The organism is Vibrio sp. 10N.286.48.C11, assembly GCF_041469805.1.
GTDB classification, from domain to species: Bacteria; Pseudomonadota; Gammaproteobacteria; order Enterobacterales; family Vibrionaceae; genus Vibrio; species Vibrio crassostreae_C.
Map to the genome: position 1 here is coordinate 1 of NZ_JBFRLK010000083.1, position 17,676 is coordinate 17,676.

Genomic DNA, 17,676 nt, shown 5'->3' on the forward strand with positions numbered 1-17,676 from the left:
ACCTTTACCGTTGAATCTATCGATGGCAGTGCTAAAAAAGATATTACAGTGACCGTTCATGGCACCAATGATGCTCCCGTCGCATCGGCTGAAGTGCGTTTAGCGAATGGCTTGGAAGATACCCAAATAGTCCTCACCCCAGCACAGCTACTGGCCAATTCTAGCGATGTTGACGACAACGATATTGGCAAATTATCCATTGAAAACCTACAGGCTGACCATGGTGCTATTGCGTTAAATGCCGATGGCACATTTACCTTTACCCCAGAAAAAGACTATAACGGCGATGTACACTTCAGCTATGACGTTAAAGATGCCCACGGTGGTGTGACCCACACCGGTGCATCAACAACACTCTCAGCAGTAGGCGATGCAGCGATCTTCGCCGGAGATAAAAGCGGTCAAATAACAGAAGATCGCCATGTACAAGGTGATGCCCAACATACGATATTTGTCACTGGCGTGTTGAATGTTATCGATCCTGACGCCGGTGAAGATCATTTTTACGACACTCGTAATGCCCATGCGATCAGTGATCCCTATGGCGGTCACCTGACCATTGGAAAAGCCGGTGATTGGGCTTATTCGGTTCCCAATGCCAATATTCAACACTTAGCGGCAGGGCAAGTCGAGCAGGTTCAATATGAAGTAACGACTGCTGGCGGTGATAAGCAGGTTATTACCCTCTATGTCCATGGTACTAATGATAAACCAATAATTTCTGAAGTTATCGCAGGTGCACATAACATTGATGAAGATGCTGCAAATGCGACCTCTGGGCAAATTATTATCAGCGATGTTGATCATAGCGATCAACATTCTGTCAGTATTGATAGCCAACATCAGCCACAGTATGGTTCTGTTACCTATAATAGCAATACACAAACTTGGGTCTACACACTTAATAACAGCAATAGCCATGTTAATGCTTTAAATAATGGTGAACAATTGACCGATAAGTTTTCTCTATTAGTCGATGATGGACACGGGGGCATTACAACTCAAGAAGTTGAAATGCGCATTGATGGACACAGCGATGTTCCACCAATGCCAACCCTAGTTGCCCCTGCAAAAATTACCGGCAGTGCAGGCAATCAGGACCTGCATGCCTCAATCGGAATTCCTCCAATTATTCACCAAGGAACGCCTACGCCAATGACAGGCTGGGGAATATCAGATCACCACGGACACTCTCTCACTGCATTACACGGTCAATTTGGTACTTTGCATGTCAATCCTGCAACCGGAGAGTTGAGTTACGATTACCAACAAACTTCATCAGGCGTCGTTAAGACACATACAGGAGGCTCTTACGGTAGTGGTACAGACGAAACCGACTCGTTTGTTTTAACCCTAGGAGGCGATCAAAACTCACAAGTCGCGGTGCACCTACATTTGCACTCGCAATCCGTCCATGGAAACAGCGGACATCACATTGACCAAACCACACTAACTGGCATGGATTTATCGCCAATCGCTCCATCACCTCCTCCAGCACCCGGCATGAGCCAAGCGGATGAACCGGATGCCTCTTTCAGCACCCCTGATGAAGTTACTCTTAATTTTGATGAGGTGACGGCAAACCTAGAACATACAGCGATAGGCGAACACGAACAGCGTTCTGGTGCCCATGCTTACCTAGACGCTCTGGGTATTAATGCTGACTCGCCGTCTATAGATTCACCGTCACACAATGTACCAGTAGCGCATGATATCGATATCATTTTCAGTGATGCCGAGAGTGCTTATGGGGCTGAGCAAACTGACGATGGTATGAGTGATGGGCTGTCTCACCATACCGATAACCCATCTATTGATGATTCTTTACACCATCATAATGACGTTGACGGACTGCCTGACATAGACCCAAATAACTAGAACATCACCCCTTCGGTTAGATAAAAAAAGGAGCACGGCATGTGCTCCTTTTTTATGCAAGCCAGAGTGGAGGACTTTACCTCTCTCCAAACGCCACGCTAACATTGGTATAAATCGGTTTCCATAAATACTGGAAAACGGACTTCTCACCGGTTGTAATATCTACCTCGCCCGTCATACCTGGCAAGATAGAAAAGCTCTCCGGATTATCACGGAAATAAGGAACATCCACAGAGACGACGACTTCATAATAGATTTCACCGCGTTCACTTTGACTTGTGGTCGGTGAAATACTCTCAACCGCCCCTTTTAGCGCCCCAAAGCGGCTGTAATCAAACGCATCAATCTTGATACGAGTCGGCTGCCCTACACTCACAAAACCAATATCTCTTGGCGACAAACGCGCTTTAAAGTCTGCTTTCCCACCAACAGGAACAATTTCAACCACTGTCCCACCCGGCTGAATAACACCTCCGTTCTGTGTACTTGGCAGGCTTTGCACCAAACCTTGTAGCGGCGACACCAACATGGTGTTGGTCAGTTTCGCTTGGCTTGAACGAACTCTAGCATTCAATGCTGACAAGTCAGAGACTGCTTTAGAACGATCATCGCTCACTTTAGCTTTCGCCTCCGCCAGAAGCTGTATAATTTTTTGGTCATTACTGTCAGCTTGTCTAATCAATACCGACTTCTTACCACGAGCTTCTTCGATTTTCTGTTCGATACTGGCCAATTTTTGTCGCATTTCAAGCACACGTAAACGTGAAATGTTACCCGCTTTATAACCCTTCTCCAGTATGTTCAACTCTTGCTTAGTCGCATTTAACTCTTTCTCATAACTCGGCAAGGCCTTTTCTACGCTACGAAGCTGCTCTGCAATTTGCTCGCTCTCTTTCTCAAGCACCACACGCTTTTGGAAGTAGAGGGCTTTTTGCGCGTTCAGCTGCGCTTTTTGTTGGCTGACGATCTCTGGGTAATCGACCTCAAACTCAGCAAGGTTAGGCTCACGCTGCTCAAGCAGCGCATTCATACGTTCCACACTGGCTAGAAGCGTCACTTGTTGGGACTTTAGCTCTTCAAGGGCGGTACGCTGGAAAGTGGCATCAAACTCAACAAGCGGCTGGCCTTTCTCAACCAACTGCCCTTCTTTAACGAGAATTTGCTTTAACTTACCGCCAATCGCACTTTGTAATACTTGCTTCTCGCCTTCTGGAATCACAGCACCTTTGGCTTTGGCGATTTCATCAACTTGAGTGACTACAGACCAAGTGGCAAAAGCAATAACACATAAGGCAACCGACCATGTGGCCAGTGCCAATGTACGAGCCGTATTTTGTGATTCAACAAGTTCACCGTAGCGCTTGCCCTTCTCGATAGATTGTTTAGTCATTAGCGACTCCTTGCTTAGACTCTGATTGTTCTTGTTGGGCTGTATTTTGTTGAGCAGACGCCTCTTGAGATAACGGTTGCTCAGATAACTGCGGTTCTTGAGAAGCTTGAGGCTCTGAAGGCTGTTCCTGCTTCGAAGACTGCTCCGGCTCTAATGGACCGGCATAAACCACTGCACCTTCATTTAATACCACCACTTTATCGGCAAGCTTGATTAAACCCGGATCGTGGGACGTGTAAATCACCGTTGCTTTTCCTTTTTTCGATTGCACAAACTCACCAAATATACGTTTAGCATTTGGGTGAGCATCAGGCACAGGATTATCCATTAAGAACATTGGATAGTCATAAACCAGCGCTTTCGCGTCAATGAGGATCTGCGCGACGCTGCCAGACAACATGTCAAAAAGGCTGTCCGGCTGAATACTGCTGATGGAAGTATCGAGCCCACCTGATAATGTCTCGAACCAACGCTTTCCACCGACCATTTCAATTGCAGAGATCATTTTCTGATCTTCGACTTTGTGACCGTCGTTTAGCCACTCTCGAATACTCAGCGTAAGCAAATCAGGATATGCGGCTCGAATGAAACACCAGTGGCGATAAAGCTGCGGATCGTATTGAACGAGGTTAACGCCTTCAAGCTCGACCATGCCGTTTTGGATAGGCTGCAAGCCAGACAGCACTTCAATTAATGTTGATTTACCGCTCCCAGAAGGGCCGGTAATCGCGACAATTTCACCGGCTTCAATATCAAAGCTCACACCATTCAAAGCGGGGCGACTCTGTTTAGGATAACGCAGTGTCACTTGGTCTAATTTCAAGTTAGGCGCTACCACAGGTAACGGGTGATGCTGGTAACTGAATTCACGCTCAGACGGCTGAGACAAAATACGGTTCACTTGCAGCTTGGATTGATTAAAGCTATTAAAACGCATCGCGCTGTTTGCCAACACCTGAGCTGGGCCAGTCACCTTAGATATCAACATCATTGAAGCAATCAAACCACCGGGCGTCATCACTTGTTCAAAAATAAGTCCTATTCCTAACCCCATCACGGCGAGTGTCGACCCCACACCAATGAAATAGTAAATCGAGGTGTACCGGCTCTGGAGAACCGATTGATTAAAGGTCACTGTTGAAGCAAGAAGATTGGCCTTTTTGAAACGTTGAATCCAGTGCTCTGAGAATCCAGCACTGCGAATAAAGGCAAGCTTGGATGACAGCTCATTAGTCATGTTTTGACGATTCGTACCTGCCACTGTCGATTGCATAGAGCGCTTGCTGCTAGAGCGTATCGAGCGTTTTGCTAGCAAGTAATAAAGGATTAAAGAGACGACTGGAACCAGTACCAACCATCCGCCTAAAACACCTATCGCAAGTACAAAAATAAGAATGAATGGTAGGTCAAACAGCGCATTTCCTAATGGCCCCGATAGCACACCTGAAATACGCTCCGACAGCATCACTTGGTTTTGCTGACTAGAAGAAGCTGTTTGCTGATTTTGAGCATAGCTATTACGAAGCAGACGCTGCACGAGGGATTGAGAAATCTCACGACTTACTCGGTTGGAAACTGAAGCAAACACTCGGCTACGTAATGTTCTCAACCAACCCATCATCACAAACAACAACGCCGCGCCAATAGCGATGCCTTGCAACTCATGCCCTGCATCACCGCCAATCACATGGTCATAAATCGACATCGTGATGAAGGGAACAGCAAGCGCAAATAAGTTAGTGATAAAGCTGACCAACAACAATTTAGGAATGATGGGACGAAACGCATGTAACCTTTCGCCAACCCAATCAGGAGAGGCCTTCTCTAATGGTGGCCCTTCGATAACAATACAAAACTGAGGGACGTCGGTGATGTCGTCATTGGCATTAAAGGCAACAAATTGCTTGGATTCTAAATGACCAGAGACCAGCTCATGTTCACCAAGTACCAGTAAGACCAATTTATGTTCACCAACTTCATCTAGGTTGGCAACCAAGCGATAAGGCAGTGCAAGCCTGTCGAACAAGGCAAACATATCGTCGATTGATTCAATGCCATTTTCATCGACCCACTGATGTGCGAACAACTGGATATTAGCATTAACTTCCAATTGCTTAAGAACGGAAAGGCTCTCGGTTTCTAAATGGTTCATCACCTCTTGTCGAGCGCTGGTATCTGCACGGTTGTTCGTACCTGAAGGGTTACCAATATCTAAACGATTCATACGACGGCCTCCTGATTGCTCTCGCTGTCGACCGTAATAGCTCGACTTTCCACTGTAATGATTCGATTAGCAAATTCGCGAAGCTTCGAATGGTAGCTCACCATCAGTATCGTGCGTCCTGCCGTCACTTCTTCTTCCAACACCTTAGCTAGATTCCCAAGGGCGTCTATATCAAGTGAAGAATCCGGCCTTTCCAACATGATTATGGGTTTATCACTTGCCAATTGAGCCGCGATATTGAGCATTTTCACGTTACCCATACTCAACAAAGAAGCACTCGTATGGCCAATTTGTGTCTCTAGTCCATCGGGTAATCGAGTGATTTCCTTGGTTAAACCCAAACGCTTAGCATAGTCACTGGCACTTTGCGTTTTCTCAGGGTCAAAGCCACACAAGTTATCAAGAATGGTCCCCGACACCAACTGCCCTTTAACGCCACAGTAGGCAGCAATATTGGTTACGGATGCGATTGAAACTGCAGCTCCGTTAATGAAGCACTCACCCGCTTTCAGATCATCAATACCTGCAATCGACGACAATAAATGACTGTTGGTGTGGCGATCCTCACTCTCTAACAAAACCAACTCACCTTTATTCAGTGTGACATCTGCATGAGAGAGTTCACCATATCTTTCAACGGTCGCTTGCTTGATTTCCAACGTCTCAAAGTCAGATAAGTGGTTCTCAACTTGCTCAGAATCTGAAGATTCCGATAATGATAAGTCACTCAATTTTTCTATTGCCTGATTGGCACTGTGTATTGAATTAAGCTTGATTCTAACCCCAACCAGAGCACTCAAAGGCGCAACCGCTCTGCCCGATAAGATAGAACATGCCGCCAAGCCACCAGTAGTTAACTGACCATCCAACACCCACAAGCTCCCCGTAATTACGAGTAAAACTGACGTGGCTAATGCGGCAAGCTGAATACATTCTTGGGCAAAGGCGTTCTGTTCTTCTTCTCTCGCTTTAGACTGAGAGCGAACGTTATTGAGGGATTTAAACTGATTGAAGATTCGAGACTCAACAGCCTGACGTTTGATTCCTTGAATGGTTTGGCTCAGTAAAATCAAGAACGCTTTTCGCTCCTGCTCATCTTGGGAAGCTTCTTCACTTAAGCTTTTAACGCGAATAGAAGATAACCAAACGATTCCGAGAGTAATCAGCCAAACTGCCAAAGGTATCGCCACCAGCTCACCGCCGATGTAAGCCACCAAGCCCAAGAAGATCAAGGCAAAAGGCAAATCAATAAAGCCTGCAATCACACCACCGGAATACCAATCTTTGACTTTGGATACAGAACCAAGCCCCTCTTCCACGCCGCCAACACCAATGTGGCGGAGATGGCCTGATGAAGCCGTTGTTACTCTTTCAACCAAAGTTTGATAGGTCGCTTTCTCGGTATTGCTGGCCGCGGCTGACAAAAGCCAAGTACGCACAAACCGGATCAATGCTTCCATGGCAACAGCCAACGCTGCACCCGCCAACAACAAAGTGGCAGTACCGTAACTTTGGTTAGGTAAAATACGATCGTAAATTTGCAAAACCGTTAACGGAACGGCGAGAGAGAGAAGATTTATGAGTAAAGAAGGCAGTAAGACTTTCCCCACCACCCCTTTGTTTTTCATTGAACTTGCGGGCATACACAATCCTTATCCATGCTTATGAAATAAGATTGGTACACCATGTTGAGTATTGCAAGGTAACGGACTGATTTAACGTGTTTTTCAATATAAATATGACACAGATCTTTCTACACAAATCTGTGGCTATACCCGTACCTTAAAAACGCTCCTTACAAACGCTCGTTACAAGTGCTCGTTACAAGTGCTCCTTACAAACAATTGTCGTAATCCGTTATCGCCTGCTTTAACTTTGAAAAGTCTGAGTTACATAAATACGGTTTCAGCGCTTCAAATTTATCTGAGGGCCACTCGTATATTTTGAATGACATGAGTTCGTCAATAACGGACTCATCAAAGCGGTATTTGACGACTTTAGCTGGAGAACCACCGACAATGCTGTATGGAGCGACGTCTTTAGTCACCACACTATTCGCTGCAACCACAGCGCCTTCGCCAATCGTCACACCGGGCATCACCATCGCTCTCATGCCTAACCACACCCCATCTTCAATGTGAGTGTCACCTTTGCCAATGTAGGCATCGTCGATTACATCCATAAATGGATACAGCGAAAACCAATCAACTCTGTGGGTATGGTTGCCACCCATTAAAATCACAACCTCTGCGCCAATGCAGACATAATCGCCGATATGGAGTTCGTCGATTTCCCATCGAGGCTCCCACTGGCGGCTGACTTCGTCGCCATGTAAATAACGGACGACAGATTGCTCGAACCCATTATCCCAGCAATCGCTGTAATAACTGTGTTGACCTTTTACGTGAATATTGGGGTTGGTTACGACTTCATGCAGCAACTCGAATTTGGACCAATGCTTCTTTTGCATTTTTACCTCTGAATGATCTATTAAGTTTTATTCGTTAACTATCAAAATGTTCGACGATGCAAATCCAAGGTGCACAAACTAACGCCCTATAAACACAGGGTTCACTGGGATGAATAGTGAGTATCACGCTTAAATCATAGCAATATCGCTAAAACTAAAGAGACGTCAGTGGATTCGAGGTTGCTTAAGAAGAGGAAGTAGTTTCAAAGTTTGCTCAGTTTTTATCGATAACTTGGTTGGATAATTTACAGGCGTAGTGTAACTGTTTAGTCGCGCCAATTTGACAGGAAGATGTGATTAATAAGGTTTCAAATTTCGTTTCGTGGAATACGGAATGAACAAGAGCCTGCGCGATTACACAGGCTCAAACTTAGACTCAGCTATAAACTTCGGAGCTCGCTTGGAGCTGGGCTCAGCGACTACATGCGTGCAAGCTGTACTTTTCTGTCTTTATTCACCACGCAGAAGTTACCGCGCTTAGTACGACACTTAGAGCATCGTTCGCATTCAACAGGGCTTCTATCCCCTTCCTTCCAACGCTTCACTAAATGGGGTTCAGAAAGCAGCGGTCTTGAAAGCGCGAAGTACTCAATGCCCGTGTTGTTTGCAATCGCTTCGATAGCATCAAAATCCGTTAGACCACCAACCGTGATCACTGGGATATTAACGTCTTGGCTAATCGCGTGACCATACTCATGGAAGTAGCCTTCAGCTTGAATGGTAAAACCATCGTGCGACTCGCCAATCATAGTGTCTGCTTTGCCATGAATATTGCCTGACACGACAATGCCATCCACACCCACTTGTTCAAGCTTTTTACAGACAATACGTGTTTCCTCAAAGGTGACGCCACCTTCAAAAAACTCGGATGCCGTGAGCTTAACCAAGATAGGGAAATCATCACCCACCAGCTTACGTGTCGCGGTATAGATCTCTAACAAAAATCTCATGCGGTTTTCTAAGCTACCGCCGTATTCATCTTCACGTTGGTTGTAATAAGGGCTTAGAAATTGGTTAATCAGGTAAGTGTGAGCGGCATGAATTTCAACGCCATCAAAGCCTGACTTTTGTGCTCTCAAAGACGCTTGAGCAAACGCATCAACAATGTAGTCGATCTCGTCTGTGGTCATCGCTTTACCTAGTGTTTGAGTGCCTTTTTCTGGAACCTCACTTGGTGCGTAGATCACTCGTTCGCCAAGATCATGCGTGGTTTTGGTGCCACCATAAGCTAATTGCATCACGATTTTAGAGTCGTTGTCGTGCACCAGTTGAGTCAGCTTTTGATACTCTTCAATGAATGAGTCGTTATACATACCCATCATGCCTGCATTCGGCTTTTCTTCTTCAACAATGTTCGCGTAGCCCGTCACGATCAGGCCGACTTCACCTTGAGCCAACTCTTCATAGATAGCGTACAGTTTATCTGTCATATGCCCATCTTCGGTGGCCATATTTTCCCACGTTGCACTTCTCATGAAGCGATTCTTTAGTGTCATCTTGCCAATGTGGGTTTCTGTAAACAAAGTGCTCAAGTGTCTTCCTCTCAAAATCGTGTTACGCAAGTTACCCATTAAGCATGGGCACTGATTCAGGCGGATACTACAGAGAATAAGGCAGCGAAAACTTAATCTAGATTAAGAGAGCGGCACTCTCATGTGAGAAAGATATAGAAAGCATCAAAAAGAGATAAAAAAGATTGGAGAAATGGTAACAAAAGAAAGTCGCTAAGTTTTAATAAGCGACTTTGTTCAATTTAATCTGGACTAAGTCAATGGTTCTTACGAGAGGTGTCCACCTGCGAATTTCTGCCTGCTAACAGTTATTTGAACTCATAGGTGTAAGACGCGCCAACACTGTTATTTTCACCGAAATCGTCCTCAGCAAAAATAGTGAAGAAGTTGAATGATTGAGCGTCACTCAACTTGTAGCTAGCACCGCCGCCTGCCCAATACCCTGAATAATCATCAGACCCCATTGAACCGCCACCGAAGCCCATGATAGACCATTCATCAGTAATCGTTTTTAAACCAAACGCACCAATGTAGCCACCGTGTGTTGAGCTCGACATCAATACATAATCAGAGCCAACGTTATCATCATCGAAAACCGCCACTTCGCCATCATTATAACTGTAGCCAGCCATAGGGAAGATTTGCCAACCGAACGGCTCAATGTCGAAATAACTCAGTGGTATAAATGTGCCAATACTGTAGTTGTTCTTATAAGCATCGTTGTCATATTCAGAACGGCTAAAGTTGAAGTAAACAATACCCATAGGCAACAGCCATGAGCCGCCTATTCGCCATTCTTCGCCATCTGCGTTAACACGAGCATTGATCATTCGTGCTTCATCAAGCCCAATAGACCCAGAGAACTGCAGATCTTCGTTATAAGCAACGCCAGCTTTGGTTACGATTTTAGTCGGATCATCAGGGTGCTTCTCTTCAGCAAAAGCACCCGTTGAAAATAAAGACACTAAAGTAATGATTAGTAGATTACGTAATGTCATTAGAAGGTCGCGCTAACACCAACAAAGTGGATACGGCCATCGAACGAACCATTCAACAGATTAACTTGACCAAATCGACCATATCGATCCATCTCAACTGAACCCAAATCAGCGTATTCATAGAACACATCAATTAAGATGTCGTCCCAGTAGGTAGATGCGCCAACTGAGTAGCGGTACTGTTCACCCACAGGAAGGTCAACCCATTGCATTGACGGATCGTCTTGCGGAGAAGTTTCGTAAGAGAAGCCAGCTTTCAAACGCCAGTCTGAATTCAATTGATAATCCGCACCTACCGCAAATTTCCAAACGTCATCCAAGTCACGCTCAATCGGAACACCATTAATTGGACTTCCTGCTATTCCAAAATCAAGAACGGTTGTATCCCATTCACTCCAACGGTGGAACTGAATACTAGCAAGCAGGTCAAGTTGAGAGTTCAAAGCATAGCTCGCACTGACATCGATGATTTCAGGTAAAGCAATATCAGTTGATAATGAATTCAATACGCCTTGGTTAATAACGCCATTTACATCATTGTTAAACTCATGCTCTAGCTTAGAACGGTAACTTGCGCCCAGCTTAAGTTTATCTGTCAGTGTGTACATTACGCCAAGGTTATAGCCGTATGCCCAGTCAGTATCTTGCTTCGCAGTAAGCATTGACGTTGTTTGTTGGAATGCAGCCCAACTGAATTGCACACCCGCGCCTACTGACCATTGGTCATTCAGCTTATAACTCAGTGATGGGTTCACTTGCATTGCAGTAAGAGTGATATCTTCTAGAAGTGCAGCACCCGCCCAATCACTGCCGTAATCAAGGCTAGAGCCGCCAACAGCGCCAAGCGCGATACCAAGGTGTAATTTGTCTGTGACTTGATGAGCGTGGAAGGCACCAAATGACGGCATTACGGAATGAGCTTTACCATCTGGATTACCACCGTTATCTTGATACTTCATTTCAAGATCGAATGCCATGGTGTTGATGGTCGTTTTGCTTTCGCCCATGTGAGACATAGTGGCAGGGTTTGTCCACATCGCCGCTGCAGATCGAGTGTAAACACCATCACCAGCGCCAGTAGTACCAGCGTTGGCAACGACAGCTTCTTGCAAAAACAGGCCACTTGCGAATGCATTTAAGCTCGTAAAAATTGCAGTGGCAGCTAGAGAGTAAGTAAAAGTTTTGTTCATCAGAGCGCTCATTTAGCCTTAGACATTAAATTGCTCTAAGGTTACCGCAAAGCTCAATAAACAAAGGGAATATCCATTATTCCTGTACAAGCGCTATTTAAACTTTCTGGCGACGTAAGGGCGTGGTTTGTCTCGATGAATTTCACGTTGAGCAGCAATCGCCCTGTTCTTACCTAACCCAACCTTTATCTGATACCAAGTTTCGCAGAATACAGCCATGCCCGGGCTTGACCACCAAGTCTTGTTGTAGAGCTTCTTGTTAGCAGCGACGACATCTGGCGACCGATTCGCACACTCAAGTGCCAACGCATAGGCTTCAGCGTAAGGATCTTCGGCAATCTTGGTCACCAACCCATATTCTTTAGCGGTTTCACAGTCGATCACTTTGGCCGTCATCGCCATTTCAAGGGTGTGATCTTTACGCATCAGCTCTCTAAAAGCGATAGCGCCTCCCATGTCTGGAATCAGACCCCACTTTGCTTCCAATATAGAGAAGTTCGCATCCGGGCTAGCAATTCTAAAATCACCCCCACTGACCAATTGCAGGCCGCCTCCCCAACAACGACCATGAATCGCAAAAATGACAGGGCATGGAATATCTCGCCAACCCAATGAAAAGCGTTGTGCAGCGTTAGGTAATGTCGGTAGCCATTTAAACAAGAGCTTCATCGCCCCAGATTTACTGGTTAATAGGGACTTAACATCAAGCCCTGAACAAAAATCAGAACCCTCACCTTTTACTATTACGGCACGAATCTCGGTGTTCTTTTTCAGCTGAGTCACCATGTTATTCACGCCTTGAAACATTGCCATATCAATAGCATTGAGCTTATCGGGTCGATTCAACACAACCGTCGCAATTTGGTTTTCATCGATAGAACAAGTAATACGATCGAGGTTTGGCATGGTGGCTACCTTATCAGTGGTCAGACCTTTAGGTTATACATTTTATTAACATATGCCAAACTTGCACATTAAGAAGCGAGACCTGTGTTGCTTAACGTCTTTCCCTTTACACAAACGACATCAACAAAAAAGCAGTGATGGATCGCTCCATTCACTGCTTTTCATCCGTAGCTTTTATCGCCAATGGCTTTGATTGCCAGTAGCTTTGATTAGCAATGGCTTTCGGTCATGAGCAAAACCTATGTTCTTCGAGATTTCAGTAGCAAGAAGATAAAGTAGCTGCCAGCAATAATGGAAACTAACGTCCCTGCCGCAAGCTGCGCTCGGAACACTACCACTTGCCCTAAGCAGTCAGAAAATAGCATATATTCTGGTAACTTAAACCAAAGCGCTGAACATTAAAAAGGCCATTGAAATTCATCATTTCAATGGCCTTCTCGTTCCTACTAGCCAGGCAGCTAGCTAATTACCTAAGCAACTAACTGAGCTGAGACTCTCTCGCTTCTTGGCTACTGAAACCACGCAAAATGTTAAACAGGGTAATCAATGTGAACAGCATGATAACGAGCGATAAATGCCACGCTTCCCCTAACCCTAACTGAACCAGGCCCATACTCACCATTGAAGACACCACCATCTGCCCGCCACCAGACATCGCAGCCGCCGCGCCAGCGTTCTTCTTATAAGGCAACATCACTAACGCCTGAGCACAAGGTAACGCAATACCATTACCAAGGATCATCAAGAACTGGCCAAGCATGAGATACAAAGGTTCGAGTGGACAGAAGAACAGCCACAAGGCCGCAGCAACGTGCAATACAGGTGTGCATAACAGAGTTTTCTTGTTACCCAGCATAGGGCGAATACGGTTACATAAGCCTGTTCCGCCAAGCATGCCTAATGCTGGAATCACCGCCCACATTGCGTATTCATCTGACGTCATACCAATCTGGTTCTGCATGATAAATGGCATCACCGACACAGTGGTGATCATCAAGCTAAAGTTAAGCCAACCGATACTCGCAAAGCTCATAAAATAACGAGAAGTGAGTAACTCTTTATATTGAGAAACCATTCTCTTAGGCGAAGGGATCGCCGAAACCTGAGTGACGGTTTCCTTAAACTTGAACGCCAATACCACCCAAGCCAATGAGACATAGCCAAGTAGTGAGATAAACACCATACTCCAGCCAAAGTGGAAGTTAATAAACCCACCGATAACAGGCGCGATCAAAGGTGTTATAGAGGCAACCATAGCAATGTAAGACATCGCCAAAGGCAAGTCTGCCCCACTGAATCTGTCTCGCGTAGAAGCACGAGCAAGTACCGCGCAACAACCGGTTCCTAAGCCTTGCAGGAATCGCCCCATCACCATGCTAGTAAACGAATGGCTGAAGAAGATGATCATCAATAACCCAAGCATGGCAATCAACAAACCGCTTAGCAGTACCTTCTTGCGTCCCAAAGCATCGGAAATAGGGCCATAAATAAACTGGGAAGGGCCAAAGCCTAATAAATACACACTCACCAAAAGCTGGGCTTGCTCTAGCGAGACATCAAAATCTTTTGCGATCCAAGGCAAAGAAGGAAACACCAAGCCCATACTGAGCTGGCCGATACTGATGACCAAGCACGCAAGTAAGATCGATTTAAAATCAAATCCACGACTCATCGTTTAATAGGTCCGTTCGAAGAAAAATCGTGCGTATCTAACTCACAACATAAAAACTGAGAAAATAGCGAAAATGCTGCTGGTGAGTTGTTCATAATGCTCCGACGGGATCAAATAGAGAAAGGCACAGTAAACATACGTGAGCTTGTATAATCATACAATAGGCGTTCAACTAAATATGTGAATAGTCACTTTTCAGCAACCTCGGCTTTCCGCCAATCGGTCACAAGCGCTAGACTAACACTAGATGCTCATAATCAAGGGATTTCAATGAACACTCATCACCGTATTTTTTCATGTGCTTTGGCGCTGCTTGCCTCTGGTCCTATAACGTCAGCCTTTGCATGGCAGGCAGAGAAGATCACCGACGGACTCGTGATCCCTTGGGGACTGGCTTATGTCAACGATAAGTCCATGTTAGTCACAGAAAAATCAGGCGTCATTAAACATGTCGATTTAAAAACAGGCGATCAAAACACACTGTTCAGGCTGCCCAATGTATGGGCGAAAGGGCAAGGTGGATTATTGGATATCGCACTCTCCCCTTTTGAAAACGGAAAGTTCTACGTCACTTACAGTAAAGACGTCGATAGTGAAGGCGTAACGACACTGGCTTCTGCTAATTACAGCAATAATGAAGTCACCAATTGGACAGATGTGTTTGTATCTAAATCTAGAACGGACACCGGACGTCACTTTGGTAGCCGTATCACCTTTGATGATAGCCACCTGTATTTTTCAATCGGCGACCGTGGTGATCGAGACAACGGCCAAGACACCATGACTCACGCCGGATCAATATTACGACTGAATGCCGATGGAAGCACACCAAGCGATAACCCATTCACGGATAACAACAAAGTGCTCAATGAAATTTGGAGCTTTGGCCATCGTAATCCACAAGGTCTGTATTACGATTTCCCGACTCAAAAGCTTTGGTCGATTGAACACGGCCCTCGCGGTGGTGATGAAATTAACCTAATAAAAGCGGGTGCCAACTATGGGTGGCCTGTCACCTCACACGGAAAAGAGTATTGGGGCCCTATCAGCGTTGGCGAATCGGAAACCAAAGATGGTATTGAAGCGCCAAAAAAAGTCTATGTTCCTTCAATCGCTCCGGGCAGTTTGATTGTTTACCAAGGAGACAAATACCCAGAGCTGAAAGGCAAACTGCTGGCTGGCGCACTAAAACTTACTCACATCAATATTGTGACAGTCAATGAACAAGGTGAGGCAATCGAGGAAGAACGCATTTTAGAGGACTTGGGCGAAAGGATAAGAGACATCGAAACTTCACCAAACGGAGACATCTTCTTCAGCACTGATAATGGCAACCTGTACCGCTTGAAAAAGTAGCCGAGACCTCGTTCAAGTAAAGGCACTTACCTTACAACGACATTTATAAATATAAGCCGTTAAAAGTGGGCTCAACGCCCAGTTAGCGGCTTTAAATTTGCAAAAATGAATGCGCTAAAACAGTGCATTTACTCCAAATTCGTCATCAATTTCGACCACCTTTTTCACAAAAACTACAACAAATCACCATACAACTGTAACTCCATGATATTTAAGGAATGCAAAGTTTGACTACCCCCAAGTTTCTGCAACCTTTCCCTATGTATTCGATTGACTATCCCCTGATTTGATTTAGACTCGTTCCCGGCTAGAAAGAAAGTTCTTTGTATATAAACATTTCGTTGGATTACTAGTAACCCCGTTGTGTTGTACGCAATAGCAATAAACTTTTCCACGCTATCAGTGCCACAATTGGCTCAAAATAAAAATTTAATTTTAGGATATCATCATGTCTAACACAGTTACTGGTACAGTAAAATGGTTCAACGAAACTAAAGGCTTCGGCTTCATTCAACAAGAAAACGGCCCAGACGTATTCGCACACTTCTCTGCTATCACTGGCGACGGTTTCAAAACTCTTGCTGAAGGCCAAAAAGTTGAGTTCGTAGTATCTCAAGGTCAAAAAGGCCCACAAGCTGACAGCATCAAAGTACTTTAATCTAGTATTTTAAAGCTTTCTAAAAATAGCCAGCCTCTGCTGGCTATTTTTTTACCCGCTATTCAGAGATTTAAGGTAATATTCCCCTTCACTATTTCTACCTAAGACACCCTCTCAATGGCTCTTAAACCGACAATCTACAAGTTTCGTATCTCTTTAACCGATATGAATCGCGACTATTACGACTCTTTCAATCTAACGGTTGCACAACACCCTTCTGAAACAGAACAGCGAATGATGGCTCGAATCATGGCTTTCTGTATCAATGCGTCTCCTGAACTTGAGTTCACTAAAGGGTTGTCTAGCATGGAAGAACCCGATTTATGGCAGAAGTCGTTAGACGATCAAATCCTAGAATGGGTCGATGTGGGCGAACCCGATCCAGAGCGTGTTAAGAAGGCAACTCGCCTATCTAAATCAGTACGCGTATTCAGCTTCAACACTAAATCAAACGTTTGGTGGGAGCAGAACAAAGGTAAATTCGGCTACCTAAAAGCTCAGATCGTTCGTCTAGACAACGATGGTATTGAGCAGCTAGCGGCGATGACACAACGTACGATGGATCTTTCAGTCATGCTGACGGGTAACTCTGCTTTCATTAACAGCGATACTCAATCGGCAGAAGTAACGTGGGAAGAGCTACAGAGTAATGACTGAGCGTCCAACCCCGAATAGTTCGCAAACAGAAGCTAGCCTGCAAGAAGAAGCCAAGCAGCAAGCCGACGCGCAGCAAGAAATCAAAGCCAAACAACAAGCTAGAACCAAGCTTCACCAGTGTTTAAAAGAAGCAGGTTTAGGTTCAGTCAAAGCGCTCTCGACAGGCTACGAGAAAGAGCTGTCGTCATTTATTGATGAAAACCACTCTTTGTTTAAACACGCTTGCGAGAACAAGCCGGAGAACTCTGCACGTCAGACGTTGCTTGGCTTGCTAACCAAGGAACATATCGATGCAAGCTATCGCTTTGAAAGCTATAAAGAAGCGAATGAGACGATGCAAAATGTATTCGATAATACTGTGGGCACTGAGCACAGTGACAAGTTTCAAAACTCTAACGCTCAACAGTTAAAACTAGTCACGCATTTGTGGTTGTTCATTCAAGGACGACTAGGAATGGATTACAGCCTAGCCAATGATCACGCAGCTGTAGCCGCTACGCTATTGTCTCGTATATCGAGAAGCAGTGATGATGAGATTCGCGTAGAGTTCATGGCCAGTTTTTACGATGGTTTGAACATCTATCAAGCCGAGAACAAGCCATCAGGTATTGTTCACCACTTAAAGCGTTTGTTTAACCTTTCTTAAGCACTCCCACCAGCGACTGATTCTAGTTACGCTCTATATGCTTTCAACAAACGTTAAGATATAGAGCGTGCTTTTTCTGCTTGGCCGCAACAGATTCCCTATTACGTTCATTCTTCACTT

General features: G+C 45.1%; 14 protein-coding genes. 5 read left to right on the forward strand and 9 right to left on the reverse strand.

Translation table 11 applies throughout. The features are described from left to right. Positions 1 to 1,878, forward strand: a 1,878-nt coding sequence (locus AB4209_RS18670) for a VCBS domain-containing protein (protein ID WP_372056850.1), incomplete at its 5' end; no start/stop codon positions are given. 76 nt (positions 1,879 to 1,954) lie between these two features. On the opposite strand, the gene AB4209_RS18675 is transcribed toward AB4209_RS18670, so the two are convergent. The 9 genes from AB4209_RS18675 to AB4209_RS18715 all read right to left on the reverse strand — a co-directional run bounded on the left by AB4209_RS18675 (position 1,955) and on the right by AB4209_RS18715 (position 14,239). Next, positions 1,955 to 3,268, reverse strand: coding sequence for an HlyD family type I secretion periplasmic adaptor subunit (locus tag AB4209_RS18675; RefSeq protein WP_017077554.1), 1,314 nt, complete (start codon positions 3,266 to 3,268; stop codon positions 1,955 to 1,957). Then, a complete protein-coding gene (locus tag AB4209_RS18680; protein WP_108202458.1) occupies positions 3,261 to 5,492 on the reverse strand; it encodes an ABC transporter transmembrane domain-containing protein in 2,232 nt (743 codons plus the stop codon). The genes AB4209_RS18675 and AB4209_RS18680 overlap by 8 nt, the downstream gene beginning before the upstream one ends. Beyond that, complete coding sequence (locus AB4209_RS18685; protein WP_372056852.1) at positions 5,489 to 7,135, reverse strand: ABC transporter transmembrane domain-containing protein; 1,647 nt, start codon at positions 7,133 to 7,135, stop codon at positions 5,489 to 5,491. The genes AB4209_RS18680 and AB4209_RS18685 overlap by 4 nt, the downstream gene beginning before the upstream one ends. A gap of 191 nt (positions 7,136 to 7,326) precedes the next feature. Then, on the reverse strand, positions 7,327 to 7,962 hold the full coding sequence (locus AB4209_RS18690; protein WP_017061734.1) for a CatB-related O-acetyltransferase: 636 nt from the start codon (positions 7,960 to 7,962) through the stop codon (positions 7,327 to 7,329). A 419-nt stretch (positions 7,963 to 8,381) separates the two neighbouring features. After that, positions 8,382 to 9,494: an NADH:flavin oxidoreductase gene (locus AB4209_RS18695; protein WP_136982818.1), complete on the reverse strand. Its 1,113-nt coding sequence runs from the start codon at positions 9,492 to 9,494 to the stop codon at positions 8,382 to 8,384. Positions 9,495 to 9,781: 287 nt separating this feature from the next. Then, positions 9,782 to 10,471 carry a hypothetical protein gene (locus tag AB4209_RS18700; RefSeq protein ID WP_372056854.1) on the reverse strand — a complete coding sequence of 230 codons (690 nt, stop codon included), beginning with the start codon at positions 10,469 to 10,471 and terminating at the stop codon, positions 9,782 to 9,784. After that, positions 10,471 to 11,661, reverse strand: a complete 1,191-nt coding sequence (locus AB4209_RS18705) for an OmpP1/FadL family transporter (protein ID WP_372056856.1) — start codon at positions 11,659 to 11,661, stop codon at positions 10,471 to 10,473. The genes AB4209_RS18700 and AB4209_RS18705 overlap by 1 nt, the downstream gene beginning before the upstream one ends. A gap of 93 nt (positions 11,662 to 11,754) precedes the next feature. Continuing rightward, positions 11,755 to 12,567: a crotonase/enoyl-CoA hydratase family protein gene (locus AB4209_RS18710; protein ID WP_017064440.1), complete on the reverse strand. Its 813-nt coding sequence runs from the start codon at positions 12,565 to 12,567 to the stop codon at positions 11,755 to 11,757. A 478-nt stretch (positions 12,568 to 13,045) separates the two neighbouring features. Beyond that, on the reverse strand, positions 13,046 to 14,239 hold the full coding sequence (locus AB4209_RS18715) for a multidrug effflux MFS transporter (protein WP_136976044.1): 1,194 nt from the start codon (positions 14,237 to 14,239) through the stop codon (positions 13,046 to 13,048). Between the two features lie 270 nt (positions 14,240 to 14,509). Here AB4209_RS18715 and AB4209_RS18720 point away from each other — a divergent pair, with 270 nt between their 5' ends. From AB4209_RS18720 to AB4209_RS18735, 4 genes are all read left to right on the forward strand, one after another. Next, entirely contained in the window at positions 14,510 to 15,595 is a 1,086-nt protein-coding gene (locus AB4209_RS18720) for a PQQ-dependent sugar dehydrogenase (protein WP_372056859.1), read from the forward strand. A gap of 448 nt (positions 15,596 to 16,043) precedes the next feature. Further along, a complete protein-coding gene (locus tag AB4209_RS18725) occupies positions 16,044 to 16,253 on the forward strand; it encodes a cold-shock protein (protein WP_010430417.1) in 210 nt (69 codons plus the stop codon). 117 nt (positions 16,254 to 16,370) lie between these two features. Beyond that, entirely contained in the window at positions 16,371 to 16,910 is a 540-nt protein-coding gene (locus tag AB4209_RS18730) for a YaeQ family protein (protein ID WP_372056861.1), read from the forward strand. Further along, positions 16,903 to 17,556 carry a hypothetical protein gene (locus AB4209_RS18735; protein WP_372056863.1) on the forward strand — a complete coding sequence of 218 codons (654 nt, stop codon included), beginning with the start codon at positions 16,903 to 16,905 and terminating at the stop codon, positions 17,554 to 17,556. Before AB4209_RS18730 ends, AB4209_RS18735 begins: the two co-directional genes overlap by 8 nt. Positions 17,557 to 17,676 lie beyond the last annotated feature (120 nt).